Origin of the sequence: Bacillus thuringiensis, assembly GCF_001595725.1 — a bacterium.
Taxonomy (GTDB): Bacteria; Bacillota; Bacilli; order Bacillales; family Bacillaceae_G; genus Bacillus_A; species Bacillus_A thuringiensis_K.
Genome location: NZ_CP014284.1, coordinates 188,245 through 206,227, shown reverse-complemented (window position 1 = coordinate 206,227; position 17,983 = coordinate 188,245). Strand labels below are relative to the sequence as shown.

The following is a 17,983-nucleotide window of genomic DNA, read 5'->3' as shown; positions in this document are numbered from 1 at the left end:
TGAAGTGGGGGTTTCTAACGTTTCGATCTAACGGACGATTAACGTCAGGGGAGTTAACACATTAGCGAGCTGTTTCACGCCTAACCCCTCTATCCCATTTGTCCATGCATTTGGGATTACTTTTCGTAAAATGTTAGCCGCAGCATTTACATCTGCATTAATTAAAGTTTTATTTGCTGAACGATATATGCCGCGCTTTATTCGTTTTCCTGAAAAAGTTGTATTTTGGTCATTTTCTCCATACGTTGGAATGAAGTCGTTATCCAGAAAACTTGCTTTCGATGTATATGATTCTTCAGTTACAACAACGTGAATGCCTACAGCATTTGCTTTGTATGTAATCATTTGAATCAGTAAATTATGCGGGATATGACAAAACGATTGGTTATTTCTTTTTCCCATATTCGTTTCTTGTTTCCAACTTTTGTTTTGACCAATAACGATTTTACAAACGTCTTCTTCTTGAGCTAGTTTTACGATGTGGTGACTAACTTTATGGAAGACGTCTTTTATTTTCAAGTAACGTTTTTGATGAAGTTTTCCTATCCTTTTAGAAGTAAAAGGTCCTTCATTAGTTTGTTTTCCATTTCTAAGAATGCTTGTAAAATGACTCTTCATTTTGTTGTAATATTGATTTATGCTTTTGACATGTTTGCCCTTAACAAGGACAGGTTTCATACCTGTGTTTGTTACGATGGTTGCAAGGTTATCAATCCCTAAATCAATACTCATATAACGAGCATTCTCTTCAATCATTTGTTGTTCAGAAGGAACATCAATTACCAATTCCACTACATATTCATTGTATTTTGGAATCACACGAACTTGTTTCAGTTTACCTTTAGTGAAACCTATTTTCCCAATATTTAATTGCAATTTCGTCTTTGGAAACTTTAAAAATCTACCGTTTTTAATGATGCAATCTTGGTTTGTATACAGAATCTCTTTTTCAGAAGAACGAATATACTTTGGAATCCTAGGCATTCCAGCATATTTGTTTGGATTCTTTTTATAGTCTTTTAAACTAGCAAAAAAAGATTTCCAATTTTGGAACAAACCTTTCATGATGGACTGGCTACATTGCGTAGGCAAAGCTCGATAATCATTTTGAATCATAGCCTTAAATAGTGCATCTAGAAAGTTGTAATCTACATAAGGTTTTTCAAAATTAGGTTCTGAAAACAAATTACATGTAATCTCTTTCTGTTCTTCTTTAGGCTTTAACTTCTCTTTTTCCAATTTCTTCTGATAGGCAAGAAGTTGTGTGTCATTCATCTTACCAATATTTTTATGAATATTATCCAGAACATCTTTTTGCAAAGGCTGCAACTCTTTTTCTTGTGTTAATCCAGTGTACACCTGACGTATATAAAAGTTTGTGGTGTTGTACATGTTCTTAGCGTTATGACAACATTCTTGAAAATAAGAATACATACGATGCCCTTTTTTAATCCAAATTTGAAGAGTTTTATAGTTTGATGGATTTTCCTTTGTCATTTTACTCACCTCCTTGTTAAGGATATTATAGCAAAAAAGAACATACGTTTCTGTTTTTTCTTGAAAATAAAATATTTCTTTCAATTCACCTCACCACCTTCACTTACGTTTAGAGGTGGGAGTCCTCTCGAAAGGCATGATAGATTGCGTGAAAAACAATTTCTTGTCTAAATGCAGTCATTATATTTTCTTTATCTTTTTTTCGTAACGCTTGTCCCATATGCTTTAAACGAGACACTGCTTCTTTTCTGCACTTTGCTATTGGTCTATGTAATTCTTTTTTATCATCCTCTATTACGCAGTTTGAAGAAAACACAACATTAAACTTCTCAATGATGATTTGTTTTACTTGTTTTCTTACACTTGTAATTCGTGATTCATTAGAATTTTTCTCTTTAGAGTCAATTGCAGTAAATTGCACAATAGGTTTTATAATTTCTATGTATTGTCGTACTTTTTTTGCATTACGCTTTAATCTTTCTTTTAAGAAAGCCATTCTTCTTGTGATCTGGAACTCATCAATATTATGTTTATAATGTTCCATACCCACTTTTCTTGAAAAAGTGTTGATTAAATTTAGAAGGAACATAATTCCCCTATTATCACGAGCCTTTACTAGACTACTCAGTATCATTGTTTGGATAAGGTGAAATGGAATACGGAAATACGAAAGAGTTATACCTGACATGTTTGAAGTTTCCGAAGCAGTATGGTTATACAATGCATAATCTACAATTTCATATACAGTACGATTTCCAACAGGTGCTTCTTTTACAAGCTTACGCTCCAAACAAACCTGAAAACCTGTATAAATTGTTGTGTAGGGAATCCCGCTTTTCTTAGCAAGATCCATTATTTGAAATTCACGTGGAATCATTCCTATATCATTGCATTCAAAGTGAAGCAAGATGTAAGTAGCTAAAGCTGAAGATGGTAACTCTTTTCTTTCATTTTCTAGTTTTATGGTGTTTAATAGTCCATCAAAAAACTTACCCCCATGAACTTTAAAGTTCTGTTGGGAAAAAGCCATTTGCGTATGCATAATGTTGCTAACTCCTTTCAAAAGAGCGGAAAAAGGCACTGTCATACCACGGATACAAAATATTACTAATAAAAAAAGTAATATATGTATTATCACGGTAAACAATGCCTAAAAATACGCAAGAAATCCCCTTTTTAATTTGCACAAATACATAAGATACAGTAAAATTATCTTATAATTTCATGCAAAATAAAAAGGTTTATTGGCTTTGTTTACCGCTGTCGATCGGAAATTTCTTTTGGGATTTTTGTGCGGTGTACCACAATGAAGTAGTTGGCGCTACTTCATTGGGCTGATGAACCTTTTTTTGCTTTATTATATTTTATTTTTTTATTATATAAATATTTTATCGTTAATAAATCTGTATCTAAAAAAATACAAAATTATTAAAGTAACTACATCATATATAGTTTTTTCATCGTTGCAAGGTGATTTTCTAAAAGTATGACCTTTGTTAAATAAATATAAATGAAAACTACCACTCAAACACCCCATTGAGCGACGCTCAATCAAAAGTCAATCCAACACAAGTAAGAACAACCTAAATATCCATCGATCAGCTACCTGATTAACGCTCAATCAACAAAATATTGCTGCAAAAGTGCATACATGGTACTTTTATCATCATCCCTATAAACAATCACCCGATTAATCACCAGTCACTTACGCCAGAAAATCAATATTATTTCCAGTAAATCGAGTGGTGATTGAGCGGTTGATTTTATTTTATTAAATGGAGTCTCAATCAGTCAATTAATCACCAGTCAATCGGTTCATCATTTCAAGGTGGCTGATCAGCGAATGATTGAGTGGTTGTTTGTATATGAAAGTTTTAGAGGAAACAAAGTATGCATTTCTAATAAAGCTGATTGATTGGTAAACTATTTTTTAAGGATTAATGTAAAAAGTTCGCATAATAATAGTTTGATTCTACTAATTAAATAGAATGAAACTATTATTAAATAGGAGGATATAAATGGAGAAAATTAATTCGATACCAAAACCTTTTTTCGAAACTTTGGGAGAGCATGGTACAACTTATTTGGTATATGGGTACAGAGTTGCGCAACCTAAGTTATATTTAGGTGAGTTTAATTCATTAAAAGAAGCTAGACGATTCATCTATAAATATGCTTATAATAATCCTCAATGGCTAAATGCAGACGGAGACATTAATGAATATAATAATAAACCATCTAGACCTGAAAGTGATAATAAAAGGTATAAGGGCGTAATTGAAAAAGAATATAAAAAGTATGCCGATTTTAAAGGTTGGAAGAAATAAAATTAGCAAACTCTTTATATTGTAAAATAACAAAGTAAACTATACTTGAGTGCCATGATTATTACAGTTTAAAACAATAGTTGTGAATGAATCATACTTTTTATCGTTTTCCGACAGAAGACTCCTTCCTCAAAAATGTGAAGGTGTGAAACACCAATTTGAGGTGGGCGATGAATGTCAGTGGCATAAGCCAACATATTTGCTATCATTTACTTGTACAGATTGATCTTCGAAAGCTGAAGAGATGAGGTTGGTTGCAGAAAAACGTTACAACCGTAAAATCTTCAGCGTTCTATCGTCCCATGCTTGCCGAAGTTGCGAAAACCAAGCTAAAGTAGGGAGTGTGGTGCGCCAACGTACAAGATACTTATGTTCTCACCGTAGGGACTACGGGTAGAGCCTGCTAAGATAACTAGTGGATACATTGGTGTTCGCAGGAATCTCCCACTTCAAACAGCCCGTAAGGACGTTAAGTGGTGAGTAGTTCAAAAATGATATTAAATATAATCAAAATAAAAAGACTATCAAAAGATAGTCTTTTTATTTTTTTCCAAAAAGCTTTGAGAAAAACCCGCCTTTTTGTTCAGTATTTTCTTGTCTCTGAGCATTAGCGCTTTTTTGTTCTTGAATTAATCGTATAGTACTCATTAACTTTTCGTCACGTTCCTCTAAACGCTTATTGATTCTATCGAAATTATCCTGACTTTGTTTAGCCACCGCAGCGAAGAATTCCATATTTTGTTTTGTTAATTCTTCAGTTACTTTAGCTGTAACTTCCTCAGTAATTTTTTCAGTCAAAGCTTCTATAAAGTCTAGATTGACCTGCTGTGCTTTAACTAATGAAGTTTCTTTTGGTTCACCATCACCGTCAACATCTTCAGCATAAACATTTCGAATAACCGTCGGATCCATATCTAAAAGCCCAACAATTTCGTGCTTTTTCTTTGACTCAGAATAATAATGTTTAATCTTTTTTACTGTATCAATACTATCCTCATGAACATATTTAAGTTGGCGTTCTTTTTTTATGTTCAAGTACTCATCAAAATCGTTCAACCATCTACGAAGAGTACTTTCAGGAATATCAAGCATGGTTGCTACTTCAGATACGCGATAATAACCATCGCTTAACTGTTCATCAATCATTTGCTCACCACCTAACTATATGATGCTTGTCCTATATACATTATATAAAAATTCTGTAGAAACTAAAAGAACACCTTTGTAGATTGCACAAAATATCATGGTTTTTAACGCTTGATCACTCGATCATTCATTGCTCATTCATTGGATTTTATATCTAAATTCCTATGTTATTGAGCAGTGATTAGTTGAGCGAGCATGTTTTATTGCTCAATATTTACAAAATCAGCACATCATAGAAGCAATTAATCTACTCTTATGCCAATTAATTTTTGCATATTTCTAATTACAAATAAGAGTTATTAGGTAAAAACAAAGGGATATATTATCGTAATTATTACGTTAATTTAACCCGTTATTATTCAGGGTGATATTACGGTTAATATTTCGGAAGTATTTAAAGTATTGATAACAAAAGGTTCTTGATAAAAACGTAGAGATATATTATAGTTAATACATACGATACTTCGGAAGTATATTCCGAAGTATCTACGGTGATTATATCGGGACTAAATCCCTTAATATTTTTATTGCTTTTTGTGTCTATACATAAATTTTGCTTTTTATTAAAGGTGGTGTGAAATTAGTGTCTAATATATCAATGAGCAGCAATGAAATTATTGATGTACTCTGTGAGAATTTAAATGACGGTATTTGGGCTCTACGTGTCCTATATGCTGAGGGAGCAATGCACAAGGAAAAACTTTGGGATTGTATCAATCAGTATCATAAAGAATATCAAATTGAAAATGAGAAAGATTATGAGGGTAAAAAAATACTTCCATCGCGATATGCTTTGGATATTATGACTGCAAGACTTGAAGGGGCAGGGTTGATATCTTTTAAACCATTTGGACGCGTTCGAGTTTACGAAGTGACAGATCTAGGTAATGTTTTGATCAAAGAACTAGAAAAAAGAAAAAAGAGTTGAGAAAAACAACTAAAATATATACTTGAGGGAGGATATACATATGGCAGGCAATTTTTCAGAAATCGAAAGCCAAGGAAATATTAGTTTAAAATTTGGATTCTTAGGACTAGGTATGGGTGGATGCGCAATCGCAGCGGAGTGTGCAAATAAAGAAACTCAAATTAAAAATAACAAATACCCATATCGTGCGATTCTTGTTAATACAAATAGTCAAGATTTTAACAAAATTGAGATTAAAAATGGGGGAAATGTACGTAAAATACAGTTAGAAGGATATGAGCAGGGTGCAGCTCGTAATCCACAAGTTGGTGAGGAAGCATTTGTAAAGCATGAATCAAAGATTTTCGAAGCGGTTAAGCAGGAATTTGAAGATCGTGATTTCATTTGGATTACTTGTGGCCTTGGTGGAGGAACAGGAACTGGAGCTCTATTAAAGGCAATTGAAATGCTATATGAACATGATTACAATTTTGGATTATTACTAACTTTACCACGTGATGCAGAGGCTTTAAAAGTATTAGAAAACGCAACTTCACGCATTCGCAGTATTGCAATGAACCAAGAAGCTTTTGGCTCAATTGTATTAATAGATAACGCTAAACTATATAGAAAATTTGAAGAGGAAAATCCAAGTGCTTTAGCAAACGAATATACTAGTTATAGTAACAAATATATTGCTGATGCATTACATGAGATTAATCTAGTTACTTCATCATTTACACCGTTTTCAGATACACACTTTGATGCGAGTGAATTTGCTCAAGTAATTAATACACCAGGCGTTTTATCATTAGCAAAACTAGAACTAAAATCAAATCAATTAGACACTGAAAACCCGCTAGGTTACTTAACTCAATTAGGGAACGCACTAGAAAAAGGCGTTTTATACGATACAGAAAGAGAAGAGCTAGAAAGTGCTAAAAAGAGCGCACTATCTATCGTTACATCACCGCTACGAGCAGGTCGATTATATAACTTCTCTTTCCTTAACCAAATGGAAAACTTCTTAAAAGAAAGAACTCCATATGTAGATGAACGTCCTATAGCTCCATATGTTAATAAACATACAGCGAAAAAAGAAGAAGATATAGTAAAATTCTATTCAGTTGTTGCAGGACTACCATTGCCAAAACGTGTGAGTGATATTATTGATGAGATTACGAGAATTAAAGAAGAACGTGAGCAAGCTAATTCTAAGAAATCAAATGCTGTTTTAAATAAACTTTTTGCATTTGATGATTCAGTACAAGAAGAAAAACCTAAAAAGAAAAAATTGAATTTTGGTGCTGAACCCGAAGTAGAAGTTGCTGACGATTCACAACCAGCAAAGAAGAAATTATCATTCTAAACAAAAGACCGACAAATATAATTTTTGTCGGTCTTTTTCTATTTCAAAAGCAATAAAAAACTACAAGGAATAAGTATGATATCTATTATATTTTCTGTATGTATAATACGGCTTTACATAATGTGATAGTTTAAATAATTTGTTAGGCCGTCCTAACAATTGTATTCGTATACTTTATCCTTTAATAAATTGTTCGGTTAAAACATGTCTTCCGTCCGAACAATTTTAAAAGAACTAAAAGACTATATAAATCAATGTTTCTAGCGTATTTTTAGCAAGAGAAGCAATCCAAACTTCAGCGTACGAGTTTTAGTATCTAGATTAGCGCAAATTCAGTTTAAACTTTTAATAATTTACAACTATATTTTGCTGTAATAAGATATATAGAAATGGTTGTTATTTATTGAAAATAAATTCGAATTATGGAGTTGCATATAATGAAAAGTAAAACGTATAAATATACAAGCAAAGGCACACAGAAATCTTTTCGTTTAAAAGAGGTTGATATATTTGTATTTACATTTTTATATTACAAAAGGCATCTTACTACACGACAAATTACTCAGCTTTATAGTGCGTTTGAAGGCAGAGATTTTTCTGAAGATAGTGTGTTTACAAAACTTAATCGTTTTTCAAAATATGGTGCTATCCTGACCAAAAAAATTGATAAAAGAGATGATAGTATAACCAGACGTGCGACATTCTCCTTAAAAGATAGAATGGTTGATTACCTTCAAGAAATAGGAAGGATTCCTGTAGGATCATCAAAACGTAGATATTCTTCTTCAATCTCACTACATACACTCTGCTCACGAGAAATATTAGTACGCACACTTTTAGAAGTGTCGAAAAAGACCAATACGAATAAGATATTATGCGAGCTAGATATTCGCTCATATCATCAAAAACAAAAGAAAACAGAAATTGAAGATGCAGGTTTACTCTTAATTCCCGATGAACATATTTCATATCAAGACAAAAATATTTACATTGAAATGGATATGTGCAAAGAAACCAATGCTACCTTAGTTGAAAAGGTGGGGAAGTATATTGAATATGCACAAAAAAACACTAAGAATATAACTGTTGTTTTTGTTATGTATGATAAATCGATGTTCCTTGCGGAAGATGCAGAACCACCATACGTACGCATGAAAAATCTCTTATTTTCTATGCGTGAGTTTCATGAACTTTTAATGAACCTACCAAATCTAAATATGTACATCTGCTCTTTGAAAGAAGCTGGAGATGTTATTTCAGATATCATTCTAGGAATAGATGATAATCAAAACTTTGAACTAGATATTCTTTTACCTTTATCTCAACGTACAGTAGGAGATGCCGATTGGCGCTACGCATTTGTTGAAAAAGTTCAAACATTTAAGGAAACAATAGATGGTGGTCTTAGACGAACGTATAGGAGAGATAAAGATGCTATGCAAGATTTCTTCTTTATTTTTGGCAATGAAAATGATTACCGAATGATTGCTAGATTAGACGATGTTGTGTTTTCAAGAAGAGAAGGTGATGAGGGGGTGCCACTTGTTGTGATCTATCCAAAGCGCAAAAAGGCTAGAGATATACTTTTAATGGACACTTATGACAATGTACTACTTCTATCGCTCCAAAATGAAAGTGTTACTATCGACTCGGATGAACAAATCATGGCACGTACTGCAAATAACATACACCCGAAAAGACGCAAGCTTGTTGAATTATATTAATCGTTTATTTTTTATATACTTTTATAAAATTTTATTGATTTTTATTATTTAAGGTGATAGAATTACGTTTGAACTAAACACAAAAAACTACAATCAAATCAGAACATATGAAATTAAGGCAAGCGACACACGCTGTTTTTACAGTGGGTGTCGCTTGCCTTTTTTTATATGGAGAAAGGTGGAAAATCAAAATGGATTTACAATATGCAACTACTATTACTGGGCGAGTGCTCTCTGCTAGAGAAGCGTTTAAAAACCCTGAACTAGTCCTCAAACATATGACAGAAGAGGGGGCAACGTTTAGTGTTTCTCTACAAGATATCCAGATCCCAGGAAAACCAAATTACTACTGGTATGATGTAATCATTGAAACAGCAACAAATAAAAAAATAGAAGTAAATATTACGGTACTTTCTCAGGAAGAATATAACCAGCTCTGTGAAAGAGATAGTATTGATTTATATTTAAAACAAACTGAAGATGCAGCCAAATTCTTTTTAAAAAAATCAAAGGAACTATTTCTACCAGAATTCAGTAATCGATTCAAGTTTAAACATAAAGCTCAATTATGTCTGTAAGAGGTAGGTGAGTCTATATGGAGACATTTAAACAACGATTACCGTTATTTACTACAATTGGCTTAATTAGTGGATTTATTCTTTCATTTGGATTTGGTTTAGTAAACTACATCAAGTTACTCTACTATGCATTTGAACCACCGTCTTATCCTATAGAAATTACATATGTACCGCTTATTTTAATGTTCTTCTCTTTGCTATTAGGAGAATTCAGCTTTAGGTTTTACAGCCGTATTCCTGCTTTGCATGTGAAAAATGGGAAATTAATAATTTTGATTACTTCTCATATTGCAGTTGATATTCAATTTTTATGGTTTGCAACTGCTCCGATCCATGCAAAGGTTATTCCGTATCTTACAGATAAATCAAAACATGTTAATTTTGGTGAGTATGAGGCCATAGGTCATGTTTTAACAGGAAATTTTCACACACTCACTATGATTTTTGTCTTTTTACCTACAGTATTTATGATTTTATTTACACTTTGGTATAGTGGCCATATTGTTCGTTACCGAGAAGAAATATTAAAGTGGGTCCAAAAATACGAATATAAAAATCACAAGTTACAAAAATGGTTTAATAGCCAAGAAGAACAAATATACCCTGACGTAGAAATTGGACCGCATATTGAGCATAAAGAGATGGTTCGTATTAAGGGGAAAGATAGAACGCTAAATGGAATCATTATTGGTCCAATCGGTTCTGGTAAAACATCAAGTTTAATTATTCCCATGATTAATCAAGATTTACACTGGATGGTACGTTTTATAAATAAGTTTGAAACCGCGTATAAAAAGAATGATTATGATACAGAAGAAGTAAAAGGGACCTTTTTAAATGGTGTAACTGTTATTGAACCGAGTAATGATTTATGTCAAAAAGTATTTAAGTTGGTACAAGCACATAAGATTCCTGCAAGCTCGATTTATTACATTGATCCAACTAATCCTGATACCAAAAATATAAACATTCTGCGAGGACCAGTTGATAAAGTAGCAGAGGTTTTCGCAATGGTTATTCAAGGTTTGTCTGAATCTAACAATGCGTTCTTTGAACAAGCGCAGCGTAACCACCTTAAGCAACATATTTACTTATTAAAACTGCATAATCCTCAAAAAGATGTCACCTTTGATGATTTAATAAGCATGTATGACGATGTAGAGCGTGTTCACCGTATGCACAAACTATTAAAAATACAGGTAGAAAAGTTATATGATTTTGTTCAAAGTGGAGCAGCTTCACGTGACCAAAAAAACGAATATCAAATTATAAAAGGTATTGACGAATGGTTTAGTGCGACACGTTTCTCTATAAATAGTTAATAACTATGAAATGAGAAGACTATCTAGATTAACACAGATAGTAATAACTGATTTAACGAGTGAGTGGAATGAAAGCCTTCATGTTGAGCTGAAACACTCCCAATAATACTCCTACATGCAGAGAAAGTTGATAGACTGCACTGTATGAAGCTAGGTGAAGACGCATGAAGAAAGCCTAAGTACATGACAACATGTATATGGCAATTGATAATGCGGTTGGCTATAAACTAATCATGGTGAGAATGACCAACTGGTCTGACGAAGATACGAATGTACGGGTCTAAAATTCGAATACAGTGAAAACTGTATCCCTTGTATGGAGTAAGTCAACGAAAAGTAAGAATCGAACCTATGAAATTCGTACTATGTAACAATGAACATAGAGAACTTACAGGCCTATAGTATCCACCTAAAATTAGATGTACAGCTAGTTAAATCGGAACGTGGGAAGCGAGAGACAACTATTTAAACCACTATCTTGGGGTTGGTTCATATAAGGTATAAAGCCGAAATTGATTTACTCTCGTGAAAGCAGGGGTACAGTACCGATGAAATTATGGAAACATAGTGGAGGGATAACCCCGAGTCATTAAAGAAATTAAGCAATAGTAACCAAATGAAGTTCATAAGGTCGAGTATGATGATGGGACTTTCCAAAAGGAAGGAGCAATATATCCATCGATGAACGCTATACTGAGAAACAATGAGTACTACGGTATGCAATCCACCTTTGACACGCTATATGAGCGCAGTAAATATAACTGCACAAAAGGAATAGGATTATATGAAATTATAACATCAAAAGAAAATATACTACTCGCATACCGCAATATCAAAGCCAATACAGGCTCAAAGACAAAAGGTACAGATGGAATAACCATAGATAATTACAAAATGAAAAATGTAGAAAACTTCATAAAGGACATTAGAACAGCTTTAAATGATTATAAACCTCAAAAAGTAAGAAGGGTAGCGATACCTAAAGAAAACGGTAAAACAAGACCTTTAGGTATTCCTACAATGAGAGACAGACTAATCCAACAAATGTTTAAACAAGTTCTCGAACCAATATGTGAAGCAAAATTCTACAATCATTCCTATGGATTTAGACCTAATCGAGCGACAAAACATGCAATAGCTAGATGTCAATCTCTTATAAATAAAGGGAATAAACATCATATAGTAGATGTAGATATAAAAGGATTCTTTGACAATGTAAACCACACCAAGCTAATAAAACAGCTATACAACATTGGAATAAAAGATAACAGGGTGCTAAGCATTATTTCAAAAATGCTTAAATCACCAATAGAAGGCGTAGGTATACCTTCAAAAGGAACACCGCAAGGTGGTATTTTATCACCACTACTATCGAACGTTGTACTGAATGATCTAGACTGGTGGATCTCGAACCAATGGGAAAACATGGATACGAAACACAAGTATACAAGCCTTCACAAATATAGAGCACTGAAGGCTACAAAGTTAAAAGAAATGTTTATCGTACGATATGCAGATGACTTTAAAATCTTTACAGATTCTCACGAATCTGCAAAGAAGATATTCCATGCGGTCAAAGAATACCTTGAAAATCACCTACAGCTTAATATATCAAGAGAAAAGTCAAAGATAACAAATATTACAAAGGGTAAATCAGAATTTCTAGGATTCAACTTAAAAGCAGTTAAAAAGAAGAATAAATTTGTTGCTAATACTCACGTTTCAAGTAAACAAATAAAAACTATTTTAGATAAAACCAAAAAGTTAATCAAAGAAATTCAACATAAACCAACTGTAATATCTGTCAACAAATATAATCAATATATATTAGGAATCAAAAACTACTACCGAACAGCTACGCATGTAAATTATAATTTTCGCCTAATAGCCTATCGTCTATCACGAACCTTATATAATCGACTTAAAAACCATGTATTTGAAAAACCAATAAACCCTTCGGTTTTATATAAACGACTTCATAAAAACAACTATAAAACATACAAAATAATGGGAGTCTATTTATATCCAATAGCAGATATTCGAACTGAAAATGCAATGAATTTCAGTCAAAACATCTGTAATTACACCACGGAGGGAAGAAAAAATCACAAGAGAATTAAACAAAATGTAGAACACGAAATCAATAAAATGATGTTCACACAAAGAAATGACAACTTGGAGTACGAGGATAATCGAATCTCTAGATACTCTATGCAGTTAGGGAAATGCTCAATTTTGGGAACATTCCTAGAAGCTGAAGAAGTACATTGTCATCATGTAACCCCCAGAAAATTAGGAGGAAAAGATGATTTTAAAAACCTTGTGATTGTTCATAAATTAGTTCATACACTTATACATGCTACAAAGAAAGAGACGATTGTTAAATATAAAAACTTACTTCAATTGGATGGAAAACAATTGAGAAAACTCAATATGTTTCGTCAGAAATGTAATTTGGATATTATTGATTAGTTAATTTAATGATGGAACGCCGTATGCGGTGAAAATCGCACGTACGGTGTGGAGCAGGGGAAAAGGTGGAGATTGCCTCAAAACCTTACCTATTGCTATATAATACTATCTGTGAAAAAACAGATTTCCAAGGAGAACCGGCCGTTTATAAATCAGGAAAATACCGCGGACAACCAATGCATTATGATAGAGAAGAGGAATATGTAAAGGGCTTGCGTAATATCTTAAAAGATTTAGCTTCAAACGTTTTAATACGGCGTGTTTTGTTTGGAAAATCCGATTTTGATTTCGATACTCATCTTGAGCAAGGTGGTATTTTACTTGTGAATACTGCAAAAGGGGAATTAGCAGAACTTTCTAATGTATTAGGGAAATTCGTTCTACTTAGTATGCAGAATGCCGTATTCCGTAGGAAACCAAACGTCTCACCTTACCATCATATTATTGTCGATGAGTTCCCGGACTTTATTGTGCGCCCGTTTAAAGAATTCCCTGCACAATCTCGTAAATATAAAGTAATTCTCACAATTGCTAGCCAAACACTATCTCAATTAGCTCTCGACTTCACAGAGCAATACATGTTTACCTTACTAGGCTCATTCCGTAACAAAATGATATTTGGAGATGTAACACCATATGATGCAAAAATCTTTTCAGATATGTTTGGTGAGAAAGAAGAATTTAAAGAGGCTGAATCTGAACAAGGTATTTCACCTATGCAAGACAACCCTGTTAGTCGATTAGGATCAACCTATCAGAAAGCAAAAGAAGTTGTTATGTCACCAGGAGATATCATGGGACAAGGTGCATTCATCTGTGCAGCTCGTATTGTACAAGACAACCATGTGCAACCTGTCCAACAAATTACGAGTAACTTTGTACCTAAAGAAGAATTCGTGCATGCACTCATACAGGTAGAGGAGCGAACAGGCCAATATTGGGAAAATGAACGTCTTCGTCTTATTAATGAATCTATTGCAAAAGCAAATCCTATGAAACATGTAGACGCAGAGAACATGAAGAAAATACAACCTTTGCCGCCTATACAAGAGGATGAGATGAAACAGAATAGCTCTATAGAAACAACTGAAGAGCAACAGCACATTGTATCATTGGAGGATTATAAGGAACACAAGTCTCAAAATGAAATTCTACCTAATGATCCTGCAGCTATGAACCAGCAGGGAGATATTGATGATGAGGCTGAAAATAAGTTGTATGAAGAAATTAAGGAATTTATTATTGAATCACAACAAGTCTCACCTTCTCATCTGCAAAGAAAATTCAAGATTGGCTATATGAAGGCTATGCAATATATTGAGAAGTTAGAACAAAATCTAGTTGTAAGTTCTTACACAGGGGATAGTCCTCGTAAAGTTTTAATTTCAAGTAATAGTAGTATACCAGAAGAACCAAGTGTTAATACTACTCATACTTCTGACAATACTATTTCGCAGGAAGTAGCGATTCCAAGCGAAGACAAAGGAACCGTACAAGAGGAAACTAGCTTCTTTAAGGATATTCTATACGACGATGTTTTAAGTTTTGTAAAAGAGTCGGGAAGTGCTTCTATATCTGTACTACAAGATACATTTAAAATTAGTTATACACATGCATCAAGATTAATAGAAGCCCTACAACGAAATGGTGAACTGCCTGTTAAAGCAAAAGAAACACATATAGAAAGTATAAGCGCTGAAATAACAGAACCAGTCGTAAAAGAAGATATTGAGGAAATCATAGATATAGGATTACCTCCTATGGGCGAATGCCATGAAATAAACATGGAGGTAGCAGAACTAAACAAAGAATTATCTATTACTATGTTAGAGCACGATTGGAATAAAGATTCCATTATTCATTCCAAAATTCCTGATGAGACTGAACCATCACTAGAAGAATTCCCATCTGATGGGCTTCCCATCACAATAATAGGAACTGCAGAAACAAGTATAGAATCTACTTCAATTCCCGTTACAATAACAGAGTCAGAAGAAACACATGTAGAAATCAATACGGTTCCAATTGAAGAAACGCTTAATTATACCGAAGAAAATAAACTAGATGAAGATGTAGCAAAAGTCTACGCATCCATTAGTCTTACAGTTCATCAAAACTTAGAAAAAGATATGGAAAAGAAAACGGGAATTTACGAAGAGCAGCAAGAATATAAACCTATGAGTTATAAAGAACGTCAAGATCGCTTAAAGGCTCAACAAAAAAATAAGAATAATACTACGCAATTACCGCTTAATAAAATTGAGAAACCACAACGAAAACCATCAAACGTAATGAGTAAGGAATTGGACATTTTTTTTGATTAATAGTTTTGAAACCTTAAATAAAATCTAGAAAAACTGCATTCTAGATTTTGTATTGTACAAATTTCCAATAGACAACAGTCTTTTTTTTCACCAAAGAACTCAGTAAAATAAAAGAAGGAAGTGAAAGATTTGAACAAACAAAAAGCGATAGAAATAGCAAGAAAGTATGGCTTGGAAGTTAAAGAGGGATCCATTATATTCAACGAGTCCGGTTTAGATTTTCTAGTTGCGTATGCAGAAGATTATAAAGGCGAAGAATGGGTGCTAAGGTTTCCGAGACGAGACGATGTGATGCCTAGGACTATAGTGGAGAAGAAAGCACTGGATCTTGTAAACAAATATGCCACTTTTCAGGTTCCAGTCTGGTCGCTTTATAAAAACGATCTAATAGCTTATAAAAAGTTAACCGGAGTGCCAGCAGGCACAATTGATCCAGAGATTCAAAATTATTTGTGGGAGATGGATTATGAAAATGTACCTGAACGATTTCACCAGACATTAGCCAAAGCGTTGGCTTCGCTACACACAATTCCGAAAGAAGAGGCTCTTAAAGTAGGCCTTTTTGTCCAGACAGCAGAAGAGGCCAGAAAATCGATGATTGAGCGTATGGAAAAGGTTAAGGCGAAGTTTGATGTAGGAAAATCCTTATGGAACCGCTGGCAGGCCTGGATAAAAAATGAAGAATTGTGGCCGCAGAAAACAGGCCTGATTCACGGTGATGTTCATGCTGGCCACACGATGATTGATAAAGATGCTAACGTAACCGGTTTAATCGACTGGACTGAAGCAAAAGTAACGGATGTATCAAATGACTTTGTTTTCCAGTACCGGGCATTTGGGGAAGCATCCCTGGAGAAACTGATCCAACATTACCGGCAAGCAGGCGGAATTTACTGGCCTGCCATGAAAGAGCACGTCATTGAACTTAATGCTGCATACCCTGTTGCGATAGCTGAGTTTGCGATTATCTCAGGTTTGGAAGAATATGAGCAGATGGCGAAAGAAACATTGCAAGTGAATGACCGCTAGCATTAAGAAAAAAATTAAAATAAAGTTCTTCTTATTGAGATATAACCGCTTTATAGAGAATTCATAAACCAAAACTTATCTACTGCTACTATCCAAGCAGATAAAAAAGCAAGAGATATCAGAAAAATTACGAACTTTCAACAAACTTATGATTTGAAAATTAATCTTGCATTTGATTAAAAATACTATTATATTTGTATTAACAACTATATAAATAAAACATAATTTACGTGAAGGACACACCTTACGTACCATCCCAACGGTACAGGTGTGTCCTTTTTTACGTTCTAGGAGGAAAATGTAATGACAGACGAAAAGACAAACACTCAAACTGTAGAAGAACTTGGAATGGTTTTTGAATCAGAGAATCCGCAAGGTGACACACTGCTAGAAACAAACTTTAATCAATTCGAGCGAGTACGTGAACATGAATTAGAGGAATTAGCCCGTATGAAACGTGAGCGCACTGTAGGGAAAGGTTTAATTACAGTCGTATCTGAAAAACTATTCCCGACTAAAAACGGAACGTCTGAGCGTATACAAGTGCTTACAATGCAAATTGGTACTCATACAACTGCATATTGCCCAATTACAGAGGCAGGTATAAACATTCCTAAAAATCCTCAATGGTTAGTAGGTAGAACAAAGCCTGTTATTATTGAACACTTCCAAAAAACTGAAGAGGGCAACTTTGCAGTTGTATCTATCACAGCAGGGGAACTAGCACTTCAAAAAAGGCTATATGAAGAAGTAGAGTCACAAGAGGGGAATAAAGTATACACAGGAACTGTTTCTGGACATATTCCATCTGCACAAACTGTGTTGGTTGAAGTTCATGGTGTAACAGTAGGGATAAGGTACTCATACTGGTCCCATTCATTCGTCCGTCCGGAGGATATTATTATTGGTGATGTTATAGAACTTATTATTGATAAAGTGGTAGAAAAAAATGGCCGCTATGAGTTTAGAGGGAATAAAAAAATATTAGAAACAGATCCTATGGAGAAGCTATTAGAACTAAACAAACGCCGTGACCGCTTTGTAGGTAAAATTGTAGGTGTGGATGCAATTGCTGGGATTTTCGTTGAGGTTGCACCAGGTATCCAGTTTAAAGGACTAAAGAGCCGTAATCTTGCAAACCCAACCCCAGAAGATGCAATTAACCAAACAATCGTTACATGTGAGCTGCTTAATATTGATGCTAAAAATAGAAGAGGAACCGTACGTATCCTAAATTATCCGCAAGGCCAGAGTAAAAAATCTAATTCGTCAATTTACCAATTTTAAT

General features: G+C 33.9%; 10 protein-coding genes and 3 pseudogenes. 10 read left to right on the top strand and 3 right to left on the bottom strand.

The features are described from left to right. Positions 1-27 precede the first annotated feature (27 nt). Both AXW78_RS29750 and AXW78_RS29745 read right to left on the bottom strand, forming a co-directional pair. Complete coding sequence (locus AXW78_RS29750; protein ID WP_061885131.1) at positions 28-1,497, bottom strand: RNA-guided endonuclease InsQ/TnpB family protein; 1,470 nt, start codon at positions 1,495-1,497, stop codon at positions 28-30. 139 nt (positions 1,498-1,636) lie between these two features. Continuing rightward, positions 1,637-2,539 (bottom strand): annotated as a pseudogene (locus tag AXW78_RS29745) (hypothetical protein); the annotation flags it as partial. A 976-nt stretch (positions 2,540-3,515) separates the two neighbouring features. On the opposite strand from AXW78_RS29745, the gene AXW78_RS29740 reads away from it, so the two are divergent. Then, positions 3,516-3,824 carry a hypothetical protein gene (locus AXW78_RS29740; RefSeq protein ID WP_000411523.1) on the top strand — a complete coding sequence of 103 codons (309 nt, stop codon included), beginning with the start codon at positions 3,516-3,518 and terminating at the stop codon, positions 3,822-3,824. A 540-nt stretch (positions 3,825-4,364) separates the two neighbouring features. Here the strand turns inward: AXW78_RS29740 and AXW78_RS29735 are convergent. Further along, complete coding sequence (locus tag AXW78_RS29735; protein WP_000564664.1) at positions 4,365-4,970, bottom strand: MerR family transcriptional regulator; 606 nt, start codon at positions 4,968-4,970, stop codon at positions 4,365-4,367. A gap of 598 nt (positions 4,971-5,568) precedes the next feature. Between AXW78_RS29735 and AXW78_RS29730 the strand changes: the two genes are divergently transcribed. The 9 genes and pseudogenes from AXW78_RS29730 (at position 5,569) to AXW78_RS29690 (ending at position 17,982) form a co-directional block, all read left to right on the top strand. Continuing rightward, positions 5,569-5,898: a hypothetical protein gene (locus tag AXW78_RS29730; RefSeq protein ID WP_033690429.1), complete on the top strand. Its 330-nt coding sequence runs from the start codon at positions 5,569-5,571 to the stop codon at positions 5,896-5,898. A 40-nt stretch (positions 5,899-5,938) separates the two neighbouring features. Continuing rightward, complete coding sequence (gene repX / locus AXW78_RS29725; protein WP_000918307.1) at positions 5,939-7,246, top strand: plasmid replication protein RepX; 1,308 nt, start codon at positions 5,939-5,941, stop codon at positions 7,244-7,246. Positions 7,247-7,683: 437 nt separating this feature from the next. Beyond that, positions 7,684-8,970 carry a replication-relaxation family protein gene (locus AXW78_RS29720; protein ID WP_061885130.1) on the top strand — a complete coding sequence of 429 codons (1,287 nt, stop codon included), beginning with the start codon at positions 7,684-7,686 and terminating at the stop codon, positions 8,968-8,970. 191 nt (positions 8,971-9,161) lie between these two features. Then, on the top strand, positions 9,162-9,548 hold the full coding sequence (locus AXW78_RS29715) for a hypothetical protein (RefSeq protein ID WP_061885129.1): 387 nt from the start codon (positions 9,162-9,164) through the stop codon (positions 9,546-9,548). A 17-nt stretch (positions 9,549-9,565) separates the two neighbouring features. Further along, positions 9,566-10,849, top strand: a pseudogene (locus tag AXW78_RS29710) (DNA translocase FtsK); the annotation flags it as partial. 702 nt (positions 10,850-11,551) lie between these two features. Continuing rightward, a complete protein-coding gene (ltrA, locus tag AXW78_RS29705) occupies positions 11,552-13,342 on the top strand; it encodes a group II intron reverse transcriptase/maturase (RefSeq protein ID WP_061885128.1) in 1,791 nt (596 codons plus the stop codon). 101 nt (positions 13,343-13,443) lie between these two features. Further along, positions 13,444-15,666: pseudogene (locus AXW78_RS29700) on the top strand (DNA translocase FtsK); the annotation flags it as partial. A gap of 129 nt (positions 15,667-15,795) precedes the next feature. Next, positions 15,796-16,695: a macrolide 2'-phosphotransferase MphM gene (mphM, locus tag AXW78_RS29695; RefSeq protein ID WP_001041372.1), complete on the top strand. Its 900-nt coding sequence runs from the start codon at positions 15,796-15,798 to the stop codon at positions 16,693-16,695. Between the two features lie 303 nt (positions 16,696-16,998). Beyond that, positions 16,999-17,982 (top strand): hypothetical protein, encoded by a 984-nt coding sequence (locus AXW78_RS29690; protein WP_061885127.1) that lies wholly within the window; start codon positions 16,999-17,001, stop codon positions 17,980-17,982. Position 17,983: the final 1 nt, after the last annotated feature.